An 18,734-nucleotide genomic window follows, 5' to 3' on the forward strand; every position below is an offset into this window, starting at 1 on the left:
GTCGGCTGGGTGCATGAACTTACCCATGTCCGGCAGTATCAAGACTGGGGAGTGCAGGGCTTCGCCGTCAGATACATTCGCAGCCATAGCTCGGTCGAACGGGAAGCCCACGACGAAGAAGCGCGCTATCTAGCATGGGTCGACCGGGAATAATCAACCATCATCTTGTTTGGCGACGCTCTTCCTGGCCGCCCGCATGAATCGCTGCGCCTGGCTGCGGGTAATACGAGGCATAATTGGTTCAGGATCACTCAGAACGAGCGCGGCACCTCTTCCCGCGCACTAGCACGGTAGGTCGGGGAAACGCGGCCTTTTCTGTTGTCTCCGGTTCCGGAACAGCGGTCGCGCATGTGCGTTCTCGCTAAAATTCGGGAGCTTGAAGGAAAGCGCGACATGCCTCTGAAGTTGGATTGGCCGAAGGGTGTTGCGATCGACCTGAAGGGGGCCGGCGGCTTTGCAGTAGTCCGCAGCACGCACGAAGCGGCCGTCTATCTGACCAATTGCTGGCCGATCGTGAAAGGGCCCGCCTTCAATCGGGCATTGGATTTAGTCCGCAAGAACTTCGATGAGGAAATAGACGACGAGACGGTGCGCTTGGCGTTTGTGGCCGCAGCCGAGGAGGCGGAAGTTTCGGTTCAACTGCATTGATGCAGTGGGTGACTCGCAGACACCTCAACTGGAGGTCGGTGATGACGGCTAACAGGCTATCCACGGATCAAAAGCCCAAGGAGATTTACAGCACCGCGTGGTTCTCCAAGGCGGTTCGAGCGTTCCAACCGGAGGGCTCCCGACGAGCCCAGCCGAAAGCGAGTCAGGCGTCGAACCGCGCCAGCAACAGCCGTCGCAGAGCGGCGCGGGTGATCTTGCTCGGTCCCTGAAGGACGACCTGCAAGACCTCGGGCAAGTCGCAAAAGAGCAGACGCAGCAGGTCAAGGAGGCAGCAAGCAAGATCGCCGCCGACGAAAGGAATTTTGCCGCGACAAAGGTCAGCGGAATTGCAACGGCGATATCGAAGATCGGCGCCGAAATGGAGCAGAGCGATCAACCGGAGGTCGGGCGCTATGCAAAGCGGATCGGCAGTTCCCTTCAGAACTTCGCTGGCGAGATCAAGGATCGCGATCTCCGCGAGGTAGCCAATATGGCCGAGGATTTCGGTTTCGTGACCAGCCGCTTTCTGATGGCATCGCCGCCACGGCGAACGGGAAAGTCCGCTCCATTCGTTGGGTGCAGGCGGATTTGGCTGCCAGGATCGCATTCCACTTGTTCTTGGACAAAGTGCTTCTGCAGCAATTGTATTGGAATGGGACATTGAGTCACGCGGTGGCAGAGTGGTGTTGGAAAAAGATGCTCGAAATAGACCTGTTGATGCTGACTTTGTCACTCGCGAGGGCTGGTTTATGGACGGTGTGGAATTGCGTGAGTTTCTGGCCTTGCGCGCCAAAAGGATGATCCGATCGATTGGCGGCGGCCCCTGCGGGCCGCCGGGTGTGACAAGCCATTTAGACCTCGCCGCTGCCGTATCGTTTGACGATGGGCACACCTATCGCTAGACAAGGCCGCGCTCCAGATTGTGCTGGCAAAAAAGCTCTGAAACCTGCCAGTGCGCCAATCCCCGCAAAGAAGATCGTAAGAACCCAGTTTCTGATAAACTGCATGTAGTCGCCCCCTCAAGATGCAACAACGTACAATGGAGGAGGGCTCAATCAAAACGGCAGGGTTACCTCTTCCCCTATTTCCTTCCAACCGGTCCTGAGACAGTCCGTAAGACGGTCCTTGGCATCGTCTGTTAGCATGGCGGCACCTGTCCGGATACCTTCCTTCCACGCTTCACCGCGTTCCCATGCCTCATTGTACGCGAGCGCCAGGTCAGAGCTTCGGCGGGTCTGGAGGAGGGCTTCGAATAGGATCCCGGCCTGTTTGACATCCTTGTCCCTCTTTATCGCGCTCTGACCGTCGTTGTGGCGGCGAGAGGCCACGATGAGCTTGTGAACGGCATATCGCTCCGGGGCAGGGACAGTCACAGGGACACCGGACTTGTGCAGCACAACAGTTCTGATCGGGTCGCGAATGAGAAAATCGAGGAATCGTAGAGGATCCGCGCTCGCGCCTCCCAGCGCCGGCATCTTGGCAGGCTGATCCATGTAGTCGTCAGAGCCGCGGTTTGAGGTTAGGAACTCGACTTTGTAGCCGTCCTTGTTCTGGAAGCTCGAGGAGGCCGCCTGTCCCGATCGATGTGGGATTGGTCGAAAGGTGGAATCGACGGAGCGCAGGAGCTCAAGGATCGGCGGTAGGCTGTCTTCGACTTCATGGCTGATCGCGAAGTCCTGCGCGATGTCCGCGTCACCAGTCATGATGGTGGGACCGGGGAGGCGGACCGATAGGATCCCTGCATAGGTCTGGAATGCGGTCGTGCCTATCAGAACGCCGCGAAGGCGAAACAGGCCTCCGGCCGCCAGTGCCTCGATGATGTCGCCTGACATCCGATCTGGCGAGACCATGCCGCCTTCGCGGGTGAGTGTGGTCACGATGCGACGGCGGGCGCGGAGATCATCCTTCTGAATCTGGAATTCCTCGACGCGTTTCGCGATCTCGGGATCGTCTCCAGGACCGACATAGCGACGTGTCCTGCCGCCTTGCCCATCGGGAATATCGAAATACCAGTATCTCTTTTGCTTCACCGTGACGGGCGTGAAGCGGCCCTCCGGAGGGAAGTCGGCTGTCCATGCCGCGTCGAGCGAGCGTTGGCCCAGTTCCGCGAGCATCGTCTGATACATGAGATCGATTTGCTTCAGCATGGGCGAATCCCTGTCGTTATACCTGTTTTGAAAAAAGGTATAACAGCTCGAGGGAATTGGGAAGGGAGGGGACCGTCGTACCACGCGATCGCAAAGTTGAAGCCACCAGCGGTGCTCGCGCAGTTGGTCGAGCTTCGGCTTGTCGAGCCAAGGAGGCTGCGAAAGCCGTTGATTGGTGGCTCCAGGCCGGCCTGTGTGAACTTCTGACGGAGACGGCGAACGACCGCGTCGAGAGCGCGGTTCTCGGGCCCCGGTATTCCGTAATCGAGCAATTCCAAAAACGTTTTGGCGCGAAACAGCCTCGCCATGCCGCCAGCGAAATCGATGTAGTCGATGCTGGCCTCGGCTTGAAGCTTGCCGAGGTGAAGCATCATATGGGCCGTTTCATTCGTGGCGTACGTGCGGGTGAGGGGACCGGCCTTGGTTTGCCGATTGTTGAAATGGCCGTGCAAAAGCTTGATGGCCGCCTATTTTGAGCAGCGTAGAAGTGGCTTTGCGGTGCGAATGACGTTTCCGCTTTGATGAAGGATGCTTCGGATTTTTTGTTTCCCGCCTCGCCCGCACACGTGCACGACGTCCAAACTTAGGCACGCAGGCGATCACGTGGGGCATACGGAGCGTGCGCGGCAGCTCAGGGCCTCGCGCAGGCGCGTTCTCTCACCTTCCTCCGCCAGATAGATCCGTTCGTGACCGGGTGGTCTCGTGCGGCACCCAGCTCGCCGGATCAACACCGGCCGCGACAGCCACACGCCGGCATTTCGCGGCGCCGAACTTTAACGCGACATCACGCTGAAGGGCCCGGGCGCCACGCCTGGTCACGTTTGGCTGAGCCTGCGCAACGCGTTCTGGCACGCCTCTACGTGGTTGAACTCAACACGTCCAAGTCTGGCGGGCGACGCGGACAAAGTTTCCGCCCAAAATGGCCTTGATGTCCTCGCCAGAGTATCCGGCCCGGTCCATCGCCTCGGCAATATCGGGGAGCCGCTCGGGAGGCATGGTGCTCATGTTCTTGAAGTCATAGCCATATGAGGCAGGCCACCACTGTTCCATTTTCTCTCCGGGCGGCAGCTCTCCGGAGCCGCTCAAGAACGAGAAGTCAAGACCGAAGCCGATATGGCTGCAGCCGACGCGCTCGGCGAGATAATCGACATGGCGCAGCAGGGTCTCAACGCGAATATCGTCGTCCCCAAGGAAGATTCCGATACCAGAGAGCCCGATCACGCCGCCTGTGCGAGCGCAAGCCTCGATTTGCTCGTAATCGATATTGCGGGGATGGTCTTTCAACGCTCTCACATTCGCATGCGAGAAAATCACGGGTTTGGTGGAAAACTCCATGATGTCCATCGACGTCGTCTTTGAGGAATGGGAGCAGTCCATCAGCATGCCGACTGCGTTGATTTCGGCAACCACGGCTCGGCCAAGCTCCGTCAAGCCGCGCTCAACGTCGTGGCAGCCCCCGGCGATCGAATTGTTGCGATTGTAAGCGAGATGAATCTGGCGAACGCCCAGGTCTCGAAACAACGCCAACATGGCGAGGTCGTTTTCTAGCATGACCGATCCCTCGAGGTCGAAGGCCACGGCGAGTTTGCCCGCATGGCGCGCCTGCAGGACATCGTCGACCGATCGCGCCAGAACAAAACGGTCACTGTTTCGCGCCAGCCAGTCCCTGTAGCCTGCGATGACGCGCATGATGTGGGACAACGGATTGAAGTCCATCCGGACATTGATCGAGACGAAGCTTGCCCCGATTTGCCGATACCGTTCGAGAGACGACAAGTCCTGGTTGGGCCGGATCGGCATGCAGGCATGGGCGTCCCAGATGACCGAGTTGGCGGCTAGATGTTGTGTCGCTGTTGTGTGCATTATGTTTTTACTCGTAGCTGTGCGTTTTAAGTTGTTTGCCAGGAACCGCCGCAAGCAGCGCCCTGGTGTACTCCGATCGCGGACTTGAAAAGACGGAAGCCGTTTCGCCAACCTCGACCATCTTGCCGTGCTGCATCACTGCGACCCGATCGCAGATCTGCGCGGCGACGCGGAGGTCGTGGGTGATGAAGATGAGCGACAGTGACAGGCGATCCTTCAAGTCGGCTATCAGCCTTAACACCTGCGCCTGCACCGACACGTCGAGGGCCGAAACGGGCTCGTCGGCGACGATCACTTTCGGATCGAGCGCCAAGGCGCGCGCGAGGTCGATGCGCTGGCGCTGACCACCGGAAAACTCGCGCGGATAGCGATGAAGCGCGCCGGCGTTAAGGCCTACCAGTTCAAGAAGCTCTGCGGCGCGCGCCGTCGCCTTGCGCGGGTCCGCCCCATGGGCGATCGGACCGTCCGTGATGATGTTGCCAACGGTTCGCTGCGGATTGAGCGATGCGAACGGGTCCTGGAAGACCATCTGGATGCACTTGCGAAACGGCTTGAGATGCCGCGTACTCAGGGCACGGATGTCGACGCCATCGATGTGGATCGTGCCATGGTCGGCGTCCGCGAGACGCATGACGCAGCGGCCAAGCGTCGACTTGCCGGAACCAGGACCTGCCGAAGATCGTCTGGCCGTAGCCGACCGGGTGGCCGAGGCGTGAGGGCGCCTCAGGCGACGGGAATCAAGGCGAGGACCAGACCCGTCCGACAGCGCGATAACACAACCGTCGCACCCGTACCCTGCAGGGCGGATCAGGGATTACGTCGTGAGTTCGTAGAAATGGTAAATCTGCAGCCGGTTTCTCCGTCTCCTACATCGCCTGAGCCCGCGGCGCGCTTTCTTTATCTGCAGCGGCTCGCTCTCGGTGGGAAGGTCTCCGGCCGCAACTTCGTCGTCGAGTAGGGACCCCCGCGCCTTCCGCAGCCGTATCGGCGACACCGTGCCGCCGATACGGCGGATCGTCCCATCTCGGTCACGCGTCCAGTTGCCCAGGAGCTGGACCTGCAGAGCGACACGCAAACCAAGTGCCGCATCCGTAGTATATCTAAAGGGAATGAGATGACAAATCACAACACAGCACGCCGGCGAGGCCGACCGTCACGAGCAGCACGAATAAAAATGGATGGTGGTAGCAAGACGCCAAAGGTTGAGCGGCGCTCGGTGGTGAACGCCGCTCTACTAAGCTTAGGACCCACACTCGTGTGCCGATTTCATCGCATGTTCGGCGTCCGCCTTCGTCTTGAAGGCTTGGCCTACCTGCATCTCAGCCTTGCCGTCCGGCTTATGCTCCGAGATATTGCACTTTCCACCGGCCTTGTGCTGCACATAGTATTGGGTCGCGGCGAAGGTTTGGCCTGCACTGAGGATCATACAAGCTGCCAACACAATCCTGAACATGACGCTCTCCTTGTCTAGGATTGCCGCATGCTACGGCAGCAAATATCATAAGCTCCTTCGCCGCCGGGAAAACTTACAACTCTGTAATCTCGATCACGTTACGTGGCATCGGAACTGATCGGGTGGTGGTGATCAACCCACCTTTGCCGCGGCGCGTGGTGGCTCGAAGTACCAAGAGGCCAGAGCAAGCAGCAATCCGGCAAGCTCCGCCGGTTGCTGCCCGCCCGGACCGACGGCACCTTCCCTTTACAGGATGAAGTCCGTCTTGCTCATGGCAAGGCTGAGATCGAGCATGATCGAGAAGTCGGCCTTTCCATCGCCATTCACGTCGCCCTTAATGAATGTGTCGCCGGACTTGATCTCGTAACGCAGTTCGCCGGCCGTCTTGTGGAAGGTCTCCGCGCCGATGAGGGTGAAGGCCTGGTCGCCGCCGACCTTCGTGCTGGCGTCGACGAAGGTATCGGCCCCCGACCCGCCATAGAGCTTGTCGGCCCCGACGCCGCCAAAAAGCAGGTCGTTGCCGGCTTCGCCCTTCAGCGTGTTGATGCCGGAGGTCCCCTTGATGACGTTGGCAAGGGTATTGCCGGTGCCGTTGATGTTGCCCGTTCCTGTCAACGTCGGGTTTTCGACATTGACCGAAAGGGTGGCGTTGACGGATGCCTTGACGAGATCGACGACTTCGTTCGCCTTCTCCACTATGGCATCGGCCAGGTTGTCGACGATATAGGTGTCGTTGCCCTTGGCCCCTGCATCCTGTCGGCGCCGGCCTTCCGTCGAGCACGTTGTCGGCGGCATTGCCGACGAGGACGTTAGCCAGGCTATTGCCGGTGCCGTTGATCTTCGCCGCACCCGTCAGCGTCAAATTCTCGACGTTTGCTCCAAGGGTGTAGGTAAGTGCAGTTTGGACAAGATCGGTGCCTTCGTCGGCGCTCTTGTCACCAAGACTGTTGACGACACACTGTGCCGCCCAACATGATGTCCGCGCCGACGCCGCGGCGGCGGGATTGCCAGATACCGCGGACCCGACTTCCCTCTCGCGCAGCCGCGCCAGTGACTTCGGTACGGCGACCCGGTCGACGGGCAACACTTCGGCGATCTGGCAACAGGCGCACCGCTCTTTCGGCCCGGAAATGCCGTCGGTCTCGCCGGGGTTGTAGCCAAGCGCGGTCAGGCGCCGCTGCAGGTCTGCACGGTCGTATCCATGTGCCTGATTTGTCGAAGCTTTCGCTGCTGGCTATCGCCGAACGGAAGGCAGCATGCCGGCGAGGGGGGATATCGCCGGCATGGCGGGCTTCACGTCCGCGCCCAAGCAGAGGCTTTGAGGGGGATGAATGGCTTGGGCCCGACATAAAAACGTCTGGTAGCAACAAATGTTCCCTCAGCCACTGAGGACTTCTTCTGCTTGGGTCCAAGCCGTCTGTGTACTTCGTCCAACGGATCGTCATGCGCTGGATGAACCGCAAGCCGAAGAAGCGCCTTGAGATGATCCCGTCCGCGGTAACGAACAATGGGTGCAACAGGTGTCATCGCCGGTATCGTCCCGTCTTCGAACAGACGCGTGACTTCGGCAAAATTTGAAAACGCTTCGTGATTGCCATCTTCGAGCAGCAGTGTCTCAGCGGGAGCACCCTCGGCCATGATCACTTCGTGGCGGTCGAGCAAGATATGGTAGTACTCGACTGTCTCCCGCCCATCGGGAAGGGCTGTGGCGATGGTCGTGCCGTTGACGAGATCCTTGGCTCTGATCAGCACGCCGTCGAGCAGCAGGGCATGATGCGGCGAGACGTAAAGATCGGTATGGGGTGTGTTGCTGTCGAGGGCGTGGCGGGAAATGCGGACAGGCAGTACCTCGCGGTTCCGAACGCCGAAAGATTGCCGGCCGATCCACCTGATCGGCATCGCCTGACCGCCCGCGGTTCGAACGAGATCACCAGCTTGCAGGGCTTCGACAGCGCGTTCCCCCGCTGGCGTCGCAATCATCGTCCCACGCAGAAAGCAGCGGTGGCCCTTTCCCCTGCCTCGTCCTTTCCCGTTCCCACCTTTGTGGGCCGAGGCGGTCCCGGCGATCAGGGACGCAACTCCACCAACCGTGGCGATCTTGGCGCCAGCTGATGCAGCAAGCCCCATAAAATGGCGTCTGGCGCGATTGAATCTCGATGGTGGCAACATCTCGCTCTCCTTAGATCGGTTTACCCCCCCATCCATCGATTATCGCGTCAACAAGGTGTGCGTCTCAACCACCCCGATCGCACCTGAGTGGTCGAAAAAATAGGTAGGAAGCTAGCCCAAAGCGGTAGATTGCTTGCCGTGCATCACTGCGGATCAGGGTGAGCTTGGAGCGCACTCGCCGCTCGCTCCCACTATTTACGCGATTAGTTCTTTCCGGTTATCGCAAAAAGAGTGGCAGGAGCGCTATCTTATCTGTGGCGACCCCAACCGCCATCTCTGTATCGCCAATCCCACCTTGCCCGGCCGTGCCGATCGGCACGAGACGCTCGCGACAGGCTGCTTCAACACCGCGCAGCCCCTCATGTTGCTTTTGCCCCCTTCATCCACCAACCGATCCGGAAGTGATTACAGTCGGACTTGCCTACGCAGATACGTAGCAGAATTCACAGCTATCGGTTCCGCCGACACGCCGAACGACATCACCAAGGCTCAGCCGCGGCCGGGTGGCGCGTTTGGTCCTGCGGGACAAATGGCGTCCCTCGCGAGTGATGGTCCCTGCGCTGAGCGCGACGCTGCTTATCAAGATCGCGTCGGTCGGATGGAGGGCGGCTGGCCGACGGTGCAGTCTGCCTTCGACCAGCCGATCGAAGAGATGTCGAATTGTTACGGGATGGCGATAACCGCTTCGATCTCTACCTTGGCACCCTTGGGCAAGGCGGCGACCTGGTAACACGCACGGGCCGGGTAGGGTTTTCCGAAGAACGTGGCGTAGGCTTTATTGATCTCGGCGAAGCAGCCAAGATCGCTCAGAAGGACTGTGGTCTTTACGGTGTTGGCGAGATCGGTTTTGCCAGCCTGGGCAATTGCCGCGATGTTTCGAAGGCACTGCTCGGCCTGGGCAACAGGGTCGTCGCTGTTGAACTCCCCCGTCGCCGGATCGATCGGGAGCGCACCCGATACGAACAACAGGTTCCCCACGCGGATGGCCTGGGAGAACGGGCCAACGGCCCCGGGAGCTTCATCGGTCTGGATTTCGGTCAACATGCAATTTTCTCCTACTACTGAGTTCGTGTGTGATTTCAGGAGTAACGGGCGACCGCCAGGTCGGTCGCGTCGATGTCGGGCGTGCGGCCGCTGACCAGATCTGCGATCACGCGCGCCGACCCGGAACTCATCGTCCAGCCGAGCGTGCCGTGGCCAGTGTTGAGGTAGAGGCCGCCGATCTTCGTCGCACCTATTACCGGCGTGCCGTCCGGGGTCATGGGTCTGAGGCCCGACCAGAAAGTGGAGCGAGAGACGTCGCCACCGGGGAACAGATCGGTGACGGAGTGCTCGAGCGTGTCCCGCCGCGCCGGATGCAGATCGTTGGTGTATCCCGAGATTTCGGCCACGCCGCCGACCCGGATCCGGTTGCCAAGCCGCGTGATCGCGATCTTGTAGGTTTCGTCCATCACGGTCGACTCGGGGGCGCGGGCTGCATCCGTGATCGGGATCGTCAGAGAGTATCCTTTCACCGGGTACACCGGGAGGCGAACCCCAAGCGGCTTCATCAGAAGCGGGGAATAACTACCCAGTGCCACGACGACCACATCGGCGGGGACGCGACCCTTGTCGGTGATGACGGCGCGAACCCGCCCGCCCTCGACGTCGAGACCATTGATTCCCGTCAAATAGGAAAAACGTACTCCCAGGTCGGTTGCCTTCCGGGCGAGCGCGTCGGCGAATTTGAAGCAGTCCCCGGTTTCGTCCTTGGGAGTTAGCAGGCCCCCAACGATCTTTTCCCTGACGTGCGCCAAGGCGGGTTCAGCGCGTATGCAGCCATCCCTGTCCAGGACCTCGTAGGGAATGCCGTCGGCTGCGAGCGCCGCAACATCCTTCCCGGACGCATCCAGCTGCTGCTGTGTCCGAAAAAGCTGCAGTGTTCCCTGCATGCGCTCGTCATAGGCAATGCCGGTCTCTTCGCGAAGAGCGGCGATCGAGGCACGGCTATAGTCGGCCAGCCTTAGCATGCGGCTCTTGTTGATGGCGTAGCGCTTGGCGTTGCAGTTGGCCAGCATCTTGACGAGCCAAGAGAGCATCGCCCGATCCAGCTTCGGTCGCAGGATCAGCGGAGCGTGCTTCATGAACAGCCACTTCATCGCCTTCAGGGGAATGCCGGCCGCGGCCCAGGGCGAGCAGTAACCGAACGACACCTCCCCTGCGTTGGCAAAGCTGGTTTCAAGGGCAGGGGCCTGCTGCCTGTCGATGACGATTACCTCGTGACCCGCTTTGGCAAGCTGGTAGGCCGACGTCACGCCGATTATTCCGGCACCGAGAACTATGACTTTCATGTACGCCCCTGTTTCGACCGGAAGCCCGGATCAGACTTCCTGACGCTTTAAGTTCCTGTGGTTGAGTTTAGGTCAGCCCATGCGTTCCGAGGCATACGAGCCCGGAGAAGGCGGGAAGACCACGGTCTTATTTCCGTTGATGAAGACACGGCCATGGATGTGAGCGTGGATGGCGCGCGCGAGGACCTGGCTTTCCACGTCGCGACCCAGACTGACATAATCTTCGGCGCTCTGAGCATGGGTCACGCGCACGATGTCCTGCTCGATGATCGGGCCTTCGTCGAGATCCGCGGTCACATAGTGTGACGTGGCACCGATGAGCTTCACGCCGCGTTCGAACGCCTGCTTGTAGGGATTTGCGCCTTTAAAGCTGGGGAGGAACGAGTGGTGGATGTTGATGATCCTACCGGACATCTTCCGGCAGATGTCGTCTGAGAGAACCTGCATGTAGCGCGCCAGAACGATGAGTTCGGCACCACTGTCCTCCACGATCTGCATTTGCTCCGCCTCGGCAGCCGGTTTGTTCTCCTTGGTCACCTTAATCCAATGGAACGGGATGTCGTGGTTCACGACCACGCGCTGGTAATCCATGTGGTTGGAGACGACGCCGACGATATCGATCGGCAGCGCGCCGATTCGCCAGCGATAAAGAAGGTCATTCAGGCAATGGCCGAAGCGCGATACCATCAGGATCACCTTCTTCTTCACGGTCTCGTCGAAGAATTCGGCGTTCGCCTCGTACTTGGCCGCGATTGCCGCGAAGCCGCCACGAAGGTCGTCAAGCGAGCGGCCTTCCTCGGATTGGAAGCTGACACGCATGAAATAGCGGCCCGTATCCCCGTCGTCGAACTGGGCGCTGTCGGAAATGTTGCACCCATTTTCCGAGAGGTAGGACGCAATGGCGGCGGTCACGCCGCGGATGGATGGGCAGGCGACGCGCAGTGCGTAGCGAGGCTTGTTGGTCATAGCTTGAGTTCCTGTTCTATTTGATCAAGCGGGAAGGCCCTGCTGACGGCGGAAGGCCGTGAGTGTGTTGGACAGGAGGCAAGCGATCGTCATGGGGCCGACCCCTCCCGGAACGGGAGTGATGGCAGCGGCATGTCCCGCTTCGACGTACGCGACGTCGCCGACAATGCGCGGCTTGCCTTCTTCTTCGACGATGCGGTTGATACCTACGTCGATGACCACCGCTCCTGGCTTAATCCAGTCTCCGCGGACCAGCCCCGGCCTGCCGACGGCGACAACGAGGATATCGGCTGCCCGGCACAGGTCCGCGGTGTTTCGCGTCTTGGAATGAGCGATCGTTACGGTGCAGTTGGCGTTCATGAGGAGCTGCGCCATCGGCTTTCCGACGATGTTGGACTTGCCGACCACCACGGCGTTCAAGCCAGCGAGGTCTTCGCCCAGACGATCTTTGAGCAGCATCATGCAGCCAAGTGGTGTGCAAGGAACCAACGCGGACTGGCCCGTGGCGAGCCGTCCGGCGTTCGAAATGTGGAAGCCGTCGACGTCCTTGTCCGGATTGATCGCCTGGATGACCGCATTGGGGTCGAGGTGACGCGGCAATGGCAGTTGCACCAGGATGCCGTGGACTTCCGGGTCGTGGTTGAGGCGGTCGATCAGGGCCATCAGATGGTCCTGAGTGGTCTCGGCAGGAAGTCTGTGTTCGAACGACTTCATACCCGCAGCGACGGTCTGGCGGTGCTTGGACGCAACGTACACCGTGCTTGCCGGGTCGTCTCCCACGAGTACGACGGCGAGGCCGGGGACAGCACCGGTCTGGGCAAGCGATCCAACGTCAGCCCTGATCTTTTCCAGCATGCCGTTGGCGAAAGCTTTTCCGTCAATCACGTCAGCTCGTTGCAGTCTATCCATTCCCATCTCGTTGGCTCTCCTATGGATCGGAATTCTCCTCTCGCCCTACAGGTATGAAGATGCCGCGCGTAGGTTGGTCCGCGCGGCATATTCAAGCGTCCGGGCGATGGAGGTTCAGCTCAGTGCCCGTAGACCGGGAACCGACCGGTGAGGCCGGCGACTACAGCCTTGGCACCTTCCACGACGTCATCAGCCGTTCCGGCGGCCTCCGCCTCGATGAGGTCGGCAATGACCTCGCCCAGCGCCCTGAAGTCTTCTTCCTTCAGGCCGCGGGTCGTGGCCGCGGAGGTACCGAGACGCATGCCGACCCACTCGGCCGGGCGCGGGCTGTCACCCGGGATCGGGTTCTTGTTCGAGGTGATGTTGGCGCGGGCCAGCACATCTTCGACTTGCTTCCCATTGAGGCCCTTGCTCGAGAGGTCGAGCAGCACGATGTGCGTATCGGTGCCGCCGGATACGATGCGGATACCGCGGTTTGCTAGGGTCTCGGCGAGGGCCTTCGCGTTGGCCTTAACCTGGTGGGCATAGACCTTGAAGTCGTCGCGAAGTGCTTCACCAAGGCAGATCGCCTTGGCAGCGAGAACGTTGCTGTGAAGCGAGCCCTGAACACCGGGGAACACCGCAGCCTGCAGCTTCTTGAACCACTCCTCGTTGTTCGTGAGGATAAGGCCGCCACGCGGACCGCGAAGGGTCTTGGTGGTGGTGCAGGTGACGATGTCGGCATGGGGGAACGGCGAGGGGTGAGCGCCGCCGGCCACCAAGCCCGCGATATGCGCCATGTCCACCATGAAGTACGCGCCGACTTTCTTGGCGATCTTCGACATACGTTCGAAGTCGAGTTCGCGCGGATAAGCCGAGCCGCCCGTGATCAGGAGCTTGGGACGGACTTCTTCTGCGATGCGCTCCATGTCGTCGTAATCGATGACTTCGTTCTGCGCGTTCACATTGTAGTTGTGCGCTTCGAACCAGCGGCCTGACAGGTTGCCCTTCATGCCGTGCGAGAGGTGTCCGCCGGCAGCAAGGTCGAGCGAAAGGACCTTTTCGCCAGGCTTCAACAGCAGGAAGAAGACTGCCAGGTTTGCCTGGGTACCGGAGTGCGGCTGAACGTTGGCGTAGCCACAGCCGAAGAGTTCCTTGGCGCGGTCGATCGCGGCCTGTTCGACGATGTCGACGAACGCGCCGCCGCCATGGAAACGGTTCCCCGGATAGCCTTCCAGAGTCTTGTTCGTCATCTCGTGTCCGAGCGCGTCCAGAACCGCGCGGCTGACGATGTTTTCCGACGCAATCAGCTCGATCTGGTTCTGCTGGCGGGCGCGCTCACTTGCGAGTGCATTTGCGACGAGCGGATCGCGCTCTTCGACGTGAGTTTCGAAAAAGGCCTTCGCCACGTTTTCCATTTTACTCTCCGATATCGGTATTGATTTCGTTGGAGGGGAACGTAGTTGCCGTCACGATCCAGAAAAAGTTAATAATATTTGCTTATATCATAAGATGTGCTAAACAATCGCGCGGTGATACGGAGGATGATATGGACATTGGACGTTTGCGCGCGCTCAGGGAGCTCTCGATTAGAAAGACGATGGTGGCAGTTGCTGAAGCTCTCTATGTCTCGCCCTCCGCTGTATCGCAACAGATAGCGCTTCTGGAGGAGGAGGTCGGCATTAAGCTGATCGAACGTCGGGGGCGGGGGGTCGTCATGACCTTGGCGGGCCAAAAGCTCGTGGAGCGAACCGAGAACATTCTGTCGGAGATCGAGTCCGCGCGAGCAGATATCTCGGAACTGAAGAGCGTGATTTCGGGGGAGCTGCGGGTCGCCGCCTTCCCATCCGTGGCGGCGGCGTTGATACCGAACGTGGTGCACCAGCTAGCCGAGTTGCATCCGCATCTGACCATCCAGTTCGACGAAATGGAGCCTGCGGAGAGCGTGGCGGCATTGCGAAGCTGGCAGACCGACGTTGCCATCATCGACGACCTGAATATGCCAACAGGAGCCCTGGACCCCAACATCGAAGCCATCTTTCTGATGGAAGACGTGTTCAACGTCATGGTCTCCCGGGACCATAGGCTGGCTGAAAGACCGACAGTCAAACTCAAGGAATTGCGCGACGAGCGCTGGGCTATCGACACCGCGTCCGAGACGTACAACACCATGCTTGCAGACGCGTGTCAGGCGGTTGGTTTCAAGCCTAATATCGTCGCGCGCTGTAAGGGGTTCGAGGTGACGATCGCTCTGATCAGGCAAAACTGCGGCATCTCGATGCTGCCGGGGCTACGAGCCAGTCACGACCTCGAGGACGTCTGGGTCTGCAAGGTGGTCCCAGAAATTCGTCGTAAAATCTTCCTGGCATTTCGCAAATCCGAAAAGCGGAGCCCAGCGATGCAGGTGTTTATCGATCAGATCACTCACAAGCAGGGTGCGGGTTAGCTGATCTGCAGCCGAATGGCCATGCCGGTTCGCCGTTCTGGGGCCCGGCTTCCTCTATGCCAAGCGACCGCGCGGGCGGAGCCGCTGCGGGCGCAGAACGTGCGCTGTCCTGACCCCTCCGTACCGGAGCTCAGACTGTCGAATCAACATTTTTGCTAATGTATCAATCAAGGAGAATTAAGTAGATTTGAATGAATGGCATCCCTATCGTCCTGCTGCCGATCGACGGGCGCGACTTTTGGCGACATCCGCCAGCGGCGGGAAAATGCTTCAGAACGGCAAGAGCCGCTGTTGACAGCACCAATGTCAAGTTTTTACCAGTGCCCCCGTCGGTAGGCGTGCAACTCGCGAGAGCGATCCGAAAGGGGAACTGAGATGAAATTGATGAAAGCACTGACGGCGGGGGTTTTCGCCGGACTGGCCTTCGCAGCTACCAATGCGTCCGCATCCGTGCTGGATACGGTAAAGGAACGGGACGTTCTGAACTGCGGTACCGACAACACCGCGCCGGGTTTTGGCTATCTAAACACCACCACGGGTGAGATGGAAGGACTCGACGTCGATTTCTGCAAGGCCGTTGCAGCCGCCGTTCTCGGCGACGCGGCGAAGGTCAAGTTCATCACCGTAACCGACAAGAGCCGCTTCGATGCCGTCCTCACGAACCAGGTGGACGTGGTCTTTGCCCATACGACCATCAAGCCGGCCCGCGAATCCGCCATCTCCATCGACTTTTTGCCGATCAATTTCTATGACGGCAATGGCGTCATGGTGAAGGTCGAGTCGGGCGTACAGCAATTCAGCGACCTAGAGGGCGCTACCATCTGCACTACGCAGGGTTCCTCCACCGAAATGGTTCTTACGAACGCCTTCAAGGCTCGCGGCTGGACCACATCCAAGGTGCTGACTTACGAGAACCTCGAGAAGCTGTTCGCCGCACTGAACTCCGGCCGTTGCAACGCAATGAGCACCGACAAGTCCGCGCTCGCCGCCTGGGCTGGCAACTCCCCGAAGCCCGCCGACTATCTGATCCTTCCCGACACTCTCGACAAGTCTCCGTTCGGCGGCTTCGTTGTTGCCAACGACTCCAAGTGGCGGAACGCCCTGCGCTGGGTGCACTACGGTCTCTTCCAGGCTGAAGAATCCGAAATCACCCAGGCGAACCTCGACGAAAAAATGAAGAGCGAAGATCCCTTCGTTCAAAAGTTCCTCGGCGTGGGCGGCGGCTACGGCAAGGATTTTGGCCTCTCTGACGACTTCGTAGCGCAGGCCGTCAAGGCCGTCGGAAACTTCGGTGAGATCTACGACCGGAACCTCGGCCCCAACACCAAGATGTACCTGGAGCGCAAGGGCACCTCGAACGCCCTTTGGACCCAGGGTGGCGCGATCTACTCCCCGCTCTGGAATTGATCCTGAGAATGGGCTGGAGCGACGGTGGTCGCTCCAACCCGCAACGGCGCTTGGAGTCCGGATATGACCATCAGTGAAACGAACCGGGCACCGCGTGCCGTCGGTCGCGACCAACAGCAGGCGAGGCGGTTCCGTAACCGGTTGCGCCACGACTCCGCACAAGTGGCAATAGTGGCGGTGGCGTTGGCGCTTGTCGCCTTGCTCGCTTATGCGGTGAAGGAAGGGCTTGCCCAGAAAGGGATCAAGTTCAGTTTCGCCTTTCTCGCAAATGCGGCCGGCTTCGAAATCAGCGAAGGGAAGACCCTTTCGTTCATCGACGGGTTCCTGCCCTCATTCGAGACTTTCACTTCGGACAGATCGAACGGAGCAGCCTTTGTCACGGGCATGTTGAACACCGTAAAGGTCGCGGTCCTCGCCATCATCTTCAGCACAATACTCGGCACGCTGCTCGGGGTCGGCCGTCTTTCGACGAACTGGGTTGTGCGAACCCTATCGTTCTGGATCGTGGAGTTCGTGCGGAACACGCCGCTGCTGATCCAACTGGTGTTCTGGTATTTCGCAGTCGTACTGCAGTTCCCGCCTCTGGCATCTGCCGCTAAGCTTTATGGTGGTCTCATAGTAAGCCAGCAGGGTCTATACCTCCCAGCCCTCTCTTGGGAGGGCGACGGCTCCGCTGTCTCGATCGGTCTTGCTACCGCCACATGGGTTGCGGTTGCCGGAGCGATCCTGGACCCAGTTAAGGGAATGCGTCGCGCCTGTACGGTCGCGATCGTGATCCTCATCGGCCTATTTTTCGCGACAGGAAGGATCTCGATCGATTACCCGGTCGCAACTAGGTTCCAGGCGAGCGGCGGGACAGGCCTCAGCCCCGAGATGGCCGCGCTTTTGTTGGCCATCGTCGTGAACAGCGCTTCCTACATCGCCGAAATCGTCCGTGGTGCGATCGACGCACTGCCCAAAGGCCAATGGGAGGCCGCCGGTTCGCTCGGTCTGAGCCGCCGCAACACGGTCAATGACATCATCCTCCCGCAGGTGTTCCGCGTCGTCCTTCCGTCGTTCGGAAATCAGTACATCAGCCTTGCAAAGAACACCGCTCTCGGTATCGCGATCGGGTACCCGGACCTCTTTAACGTCTATGGCACCGTAGCCAATCAGACGGGTCACAGCCTCGAGGGCATCGTCATCGTCATGATTTCTTACCTGATGCTGAGCTGGATCATCAGCGCAATCGTCTCGTGGGCCGATAGACGCCTGAACCAAAAGGGAGCGTCCCGATGATTGCTTACGCATTCAAGTGGTCCCGTCACAACCTGTTCGCCAAACCCTTCGACGCGGTCCTTTCGATCGTAGTGATCCCGGGAACGCTCTGGCTGGTATACTCCGCACTCCATTGGGCGCTCACAGCTGCGCAATGGGATGTTATTCCGCAGAGCATGCGCGTTCTGATGATCGGCATCTTTCCTGCGGACCAGGCCTGGCGGGCCTGGACGGCCGTCGGGATCATCGGCGGCCTCCTCGGCGCAGGTCTGGGATGCGTTTTCGGTTTCCGCAAACACCATGCGCTTTTCCTTGCCTTGGTTCCCGTGGTCCTGTTGATCGTCGGCGGAGGGTGGCAAGTCCCTGCCTTGACCACCCTGGTCATGGCAATCCTCGCATGCGGTTGGGTGTTGACTTCCTATCTGCCGCTCGCAAGGCATGTCCTCTTGCCAGCCGCGGTCACGGGGTTCATCGCGGTCTTCGCTGTGATGGCACCTCCCGGAGTGGGGCTTTGGGGTGGATTGCTCCTAAGCGTCCTGCTAACGCTGGTGACGGCTGTTCTGTCCCTTCCGATCGGTATTCTCCTCGCATTCGGTCGCCGCAGTCGATTCTCCAGTGTCCGCCTCATCTGCACGGGCTATATCGAGACCATGCGGTCGCTTCCGCTGATCCTGGTCGTCTACTGGATTTGGATTCTCATGCCCGTGCTGGCCACAGGATGGGGCCTCGCCGATGTCGCCCGCGGCATGATCGGTTTCACCATCTTCTATTCGGCCTATGTGGCTGAATATGTCAGGAGCGGACTTCAGGCGGTACCCAAGGGTCAGACAGAGGCGGCCCGGTCCCTTGGCATGAGCGAGTTCGACATCAACCGCTCGATCGTACTTCCGCAGGCGCTGCGGGTTGTGGTGCCGCCGCTCGTCGGGAACGTGCTCGACATCTTCAACGCCGCGCCGCTCGTGTTCATTATTGGCCTGACCGATTTTCTCCGGGCTGGCCAGATGATACTCGCGAACCCGCAAAATGGGGACCGCACCTACGAAGTCTATTCATTTCTGCTGCTGAGCTATTTCCTCGTCGGATCGATGATTACGTACGCCGCGCGGAAGCTCGAAGCGCATATGGCCGCTGGCAGTCGCTAAGCAGGCAAACATGGAGTC

The 18,734-nt window shown here is 59.8% G+C and carries 18 protein-coding genes and 1 pseudogene; 7 read left to right on the forward strand and 12 right to left on the reverse strand.

The window, feature by feature from the left end; all coding sequences use genetic code 11:
• The first annotated feature begins 393 nt into the window (after positions 1–393).
• From J2Y48_RS23530 to J2Y48_RS25480, 3 genes are all read left to right on the forward strand, one after another.
• Positions 394–648 carry a DUF982 domain-containing protein gene (locus J2Y48_RS23530; protein ID WP_310423464.1) on the forward strand — a complete coding sequence of 85 codons (255 nt, stop codon included), beginning with the start codon at positions 394–396 and terminating at the stop codon, positions 646–648.
• 97 nt (positions 649–745) lie between these two features.
• A complete protein-coding gene (locus J2Y48_RS23535) occupies positions 746–1,312 on the forward strand; it encodes a nutrient deprivation-induced protein (protein WP_310423467.1) in 567 nt (188 codons plus the stop codon).
• Positions 1,296–1,550, forward strand: coding sequence for a YjhX family toxin (locus J2Y48_RS25480; protein WP_405030302.1), 255 nt, complete (start codon positions 1,296–1,298; stop codon positions 1,548–1,550). The genes J2Y48_RS23535 and J2Y48_RS25480 overlap by 17 nt, the downstream gene beginning before the upstream one ends.
• A gap of 153 nt (positions 1,551–1,703) precedes the next feature.
• On the opposite strand, the gene J2Y48_RS23540 is transcribed toward J2Y48_RS25480, so the two are convergent.
• From J2Y48_RS23540 to glyA, 12 genes and pseudogenes are all read right to left on the reverse strand, one after another.
• Positions 1,704–2,792, reverse strand: a complete 1,089-nt coding sequence (locus tag J2Y48_RS23540) for a GSU2403 family nucleotidyltransferase fold protein (protein ID WP_310423653.1) — start codon at positions 2,790–2,792, stop codon at positions 1,704–1,706.
• Positions 2,789–3,169, reverse strand: coding sequence for a helix-turn-helix domain-containing protein (locus tag J2Y48_RS23545; RefSeq protein WP_310423470.1), 381 nt, complete (start codon positions 3,167–3,169; stop codon positions 2,789–2,791). The genes J2Y48_RS23540 and J2Y48_RS23545 overlap by 4 nt, the downstream gene beginning before the upstream one ends.
• Before the next feature lie 496 nt (positions 3,170–3,665).
• Positions 3,666–4,658: a membrane dipeptidase gene (locus tag J2Y48_RS23550; RefSeq protein WP_310423473.1), complete on the reverse strand. Its 993-nt coding sequence runs from the start codon at positions 4,656–4,658 to the stop codon at positions 3,666–3,668.
• A 7-nt stretch (positions 4,659–4,665) separates the two neighbouring features.
• Positions 4,666–5,322: pseudogene (locus J2Y48_RS23555) on the reverse strand (ATP-binding cassette domain-containing protein); the annotation flags it as partial.
• 576 nt (positions 5,323–5,898) lie between these two features.
• A complete protein-coding gene (locus tag J2Y48_RS23560) occupies positions 5,899–6,111 on the reverse strand; it encodes a hypothetical protein (RefSeq protein ID WP_310423476.1) in 213 nt (70 codons plus the stop codon).
• A 246-nt stretch (positions 6,112–6,357) separates the two neighbouring features.
• Entirely contained in the window at positions 6,358–6,906 is a 549-nt protein-coding gene (locus J2Y48_RS23565; protein ID WP_310423479.1) for a hypothetical protein, read from the reverse strand.
• A 498-nt stretch (positions 6,907–7,404) separates the two neighbouring features.
• Entirely contained in the window at positions 7,405–8,280 is an 876-nt protein-coding gene (locus tag J2Y48_RS23570) for a Hint domain-containing protein (RefSeq protein WP_310423482.1), read from the reverse strand.
• Between the two features lie 663 nt (positions 8,281–8,943).
• Positions 8,944–9,324, reverse strand: coding sequence for a RidA family protein (locus J2Y48_RS23575; protein WP_310423485.1), 381 nt, complete (start codon positions 9,322–9,324; stop codon positions 8,944–8,946).
• 35 nt (positions 9,325–9,359) lie between these two features.
• Complete coding sequence (locus tag J2Y48_RS23580) at positions 9,360–10,610, reverse strand: D-amino acid dehydrogenase (RefSeq protein ID WP_310423489.1); 1,251 nt, start codon at positions 10,608–10,610, stop codon at positions 9,360–9,362.
• 72 nt (positions 10,611–10,682) lie between these two features.
• Positions 10,683–11,576, reverse strand: a complete 894-nt coding sequence (purU, locus tag J2Y48_RS23585) for a formyltetrahydrofolate deformylase (RefSeq protein WP_310423492.1) — start codon at positions 11,574–11,576, stop codon at positions 10,683–10,685.
• 24 nt (positions 11,577–11,600) lie between these two features.
• Positions 11,601–12,491 carry a bifunctional methylenetetrahydrofolate dehydrogenase/methenyltetrahydrofolate cyclohydrolase FolD gene (folD, locus tag J2Y48_RS23590; protein ID WP_310423495.1) on the reverse strand — a complete coding sequence of 297 codons (891 nt, stop codon included), beginning with the start codon at positions 12,489–12,491 and terminating at the stop codon, positions 11,601–11,603.
• Positions 12,492–12,604: 113 nt separating this feature from the next.
• Positions 12,605–13,882: a serine hydroxymethyltransferase gene (gene glyA / locus J2Y48_RS23595; RefSeq protein ID WP_310423497.1), complete on the reverse strand. Its 1,278-nt coding sequence runs from the start codon at positions 13,880–13,882 to the stop codon at positions 12,605–12,607.
• A 131-nt stretch (positions 13,883–14,013) separates the two neighbouring features.
• Here glyA and J2Y48_RS23600 point away from each other — a divergent pair, with 131 nt between their 5' ends.
• The 4 genes from J2Y48_RS23600 (at position 14,014) to J2Y48_RS23615 (ending at position 18,716) form a co-directional block, all read left to right on the forward strand.
• On the forward strand, positions 14,014–14,910 hold the full coding sequence (locus tag J2Y48_RS23600) for a LysR substrate-binding domain-containing protein (RefSeq protein ID WP_310423500.1): 897 nt from the start codon (positions 14,014–14,016) through the stop codon (positions 14,908–14,910).
• Between the two features lie 375 nt (positions 14,911–15,285).
• Positions 15,286–16,317: a transporter substrate-binding domain-containing protein gene (locus J2Y48_RS23605; protein ID WP_310423504.1), complete on the forward strand. Its 1,032-nt coding sequence runs from the start codon at positions 15,286–15,288 to the stop codon at positions 16,315–16,317.
• 24 nt (positions 16,318–16,341) lie between these two features.
• On the forward strand, positions 16,342–17,595 hold the full coding sequence (locus tag J2Y48_RS23610; RefSeq protein WP_310423506.1) for an ABC transporter permease subunit: 1,254 nt from the start codon (positions 16,342–16,344) through the stop codon (positions 17,593–17,595).
• Positions 17,592–18,716 (forward strand): amino acid ABC transporter permease, encoded by a 1,125-nt coding sequence (locus J2Y48_RS23615; protein ID WP_310423510.1) that lies wholly within the window; start codon positions 17,592–17,594, stop codon positions 18,714–18,716. The genes J2Y48_RS23610 and J2Y48_RS23615 overlap by 4 nt, the downstream gene beginning before the upstream one ends.
• The last annotated feature ends 18 nt before the right edge of the window (positions 18,717–18,734 follow it).

It is taken from the genome of Mycoplana sp. BE70, assembly GCF_031455855.1.
In the GTDB taxonomy this organism is placed as follows: Bacteria; Pseudomonadota; Alphaproteobacteria; order Rhizobiales; family Rhizobiaceae; genus Mycoplana.

Coding starts and splice junctions, on each gene's coding strand:
- J2Y48_RS23550 (WP_310423473.1), bottom strand. CDS start 4,658: ATGCACACAACAGCGACACAACATCTAGCCGCCAACTCGGTCATCTGG.
- folD (WP_310423495.1), bottom strand. CDS start 12,491: ATGGGAATGGATAGACTGCAACGAGCTGACGTGATTGACGGAAAAGCT.
- J2Y48_RS23615 (WP_310423510.1), top strand. CDS start 17,592: ATGATTGCTTACGCATTCAAGTGGTCCCGTCACAACCTGTTCGCCAAA.
- J2Y48_RS23575 (WP_310423485.1), bottom strand. CDS start 9,324: ATGTTGACCGAAATCCAGACCGATGAAGCTCCCGGGGCCGTTGGCCCG.
- J2Y48_RS23600 (WP_310423500.1), top strand. CDS start 14,014: ATGGACATTGGACGTTTGCGCGCGCTCAGGGAGCTCTCGATTAGAAAG.
- J2Y48_RS23570 (WP_310423482.1), bottom strand. CDS start 8,280: ATGTTGCCACCATCGAGATTCAATCGCGCCAGACGCCATTTTATGGGG.
- J2Y48_RS23560 (WP_310423476.1), bottom strand. CDS start 6,111: ATGTTCAGGATTGTGTTGGCAGCTTGTATGATCCTCAGTGCAGGCCAA.
- glyA (WP_310423497.1), bottom strand. CDS start 13,882: ATGGAAAACGTGGCGAAGGCCTTTTTCGAAACTCACGTCGAAGAGCGC.
- purU (WP_310423492.1), bottom strand. CDS start 11,576: ATGACCAACAAGCCTCGCTACGCACTGCGCGTCGCCTGCCCATCCATC.
- J2Y48_RS23605 (WP_310423504.1), top strand. CDS start 15,286: ATGAAATTGATGAAAGCACTGACGGCGGGGGTTTTCGCCGGACTGGCC.
- J2Y48_RS23530 (WP_310423464.1), top strand. CDS start 394: ATGCCTCTGAAGTTGGATTGGCCGAAGGGTGTTGCGATCGACCTGAAG.
- J2Y48_RS23565 (WP_310423479.1), bottom strand. CDS start 6,906: ATGCCGCCGACAACGTGCTCGACGGAAGGCCGGCGCCGACAGGATGCA.
- J2Y48_RS23545 (WP_310423470.1), bottom strand. CDS start 3,169: ATGATGCTTCACCTCGGCAAGCTTCAAGCCGAGGCCAGCATCGACTAC.
- J2Y48_RS23580 (WP_310423489.1), bottom strand. CDS start 10,610: ATGAAAGTCATAGTTCTCGGTGCCGGAATAATCGGCGTGACGTCGGCC.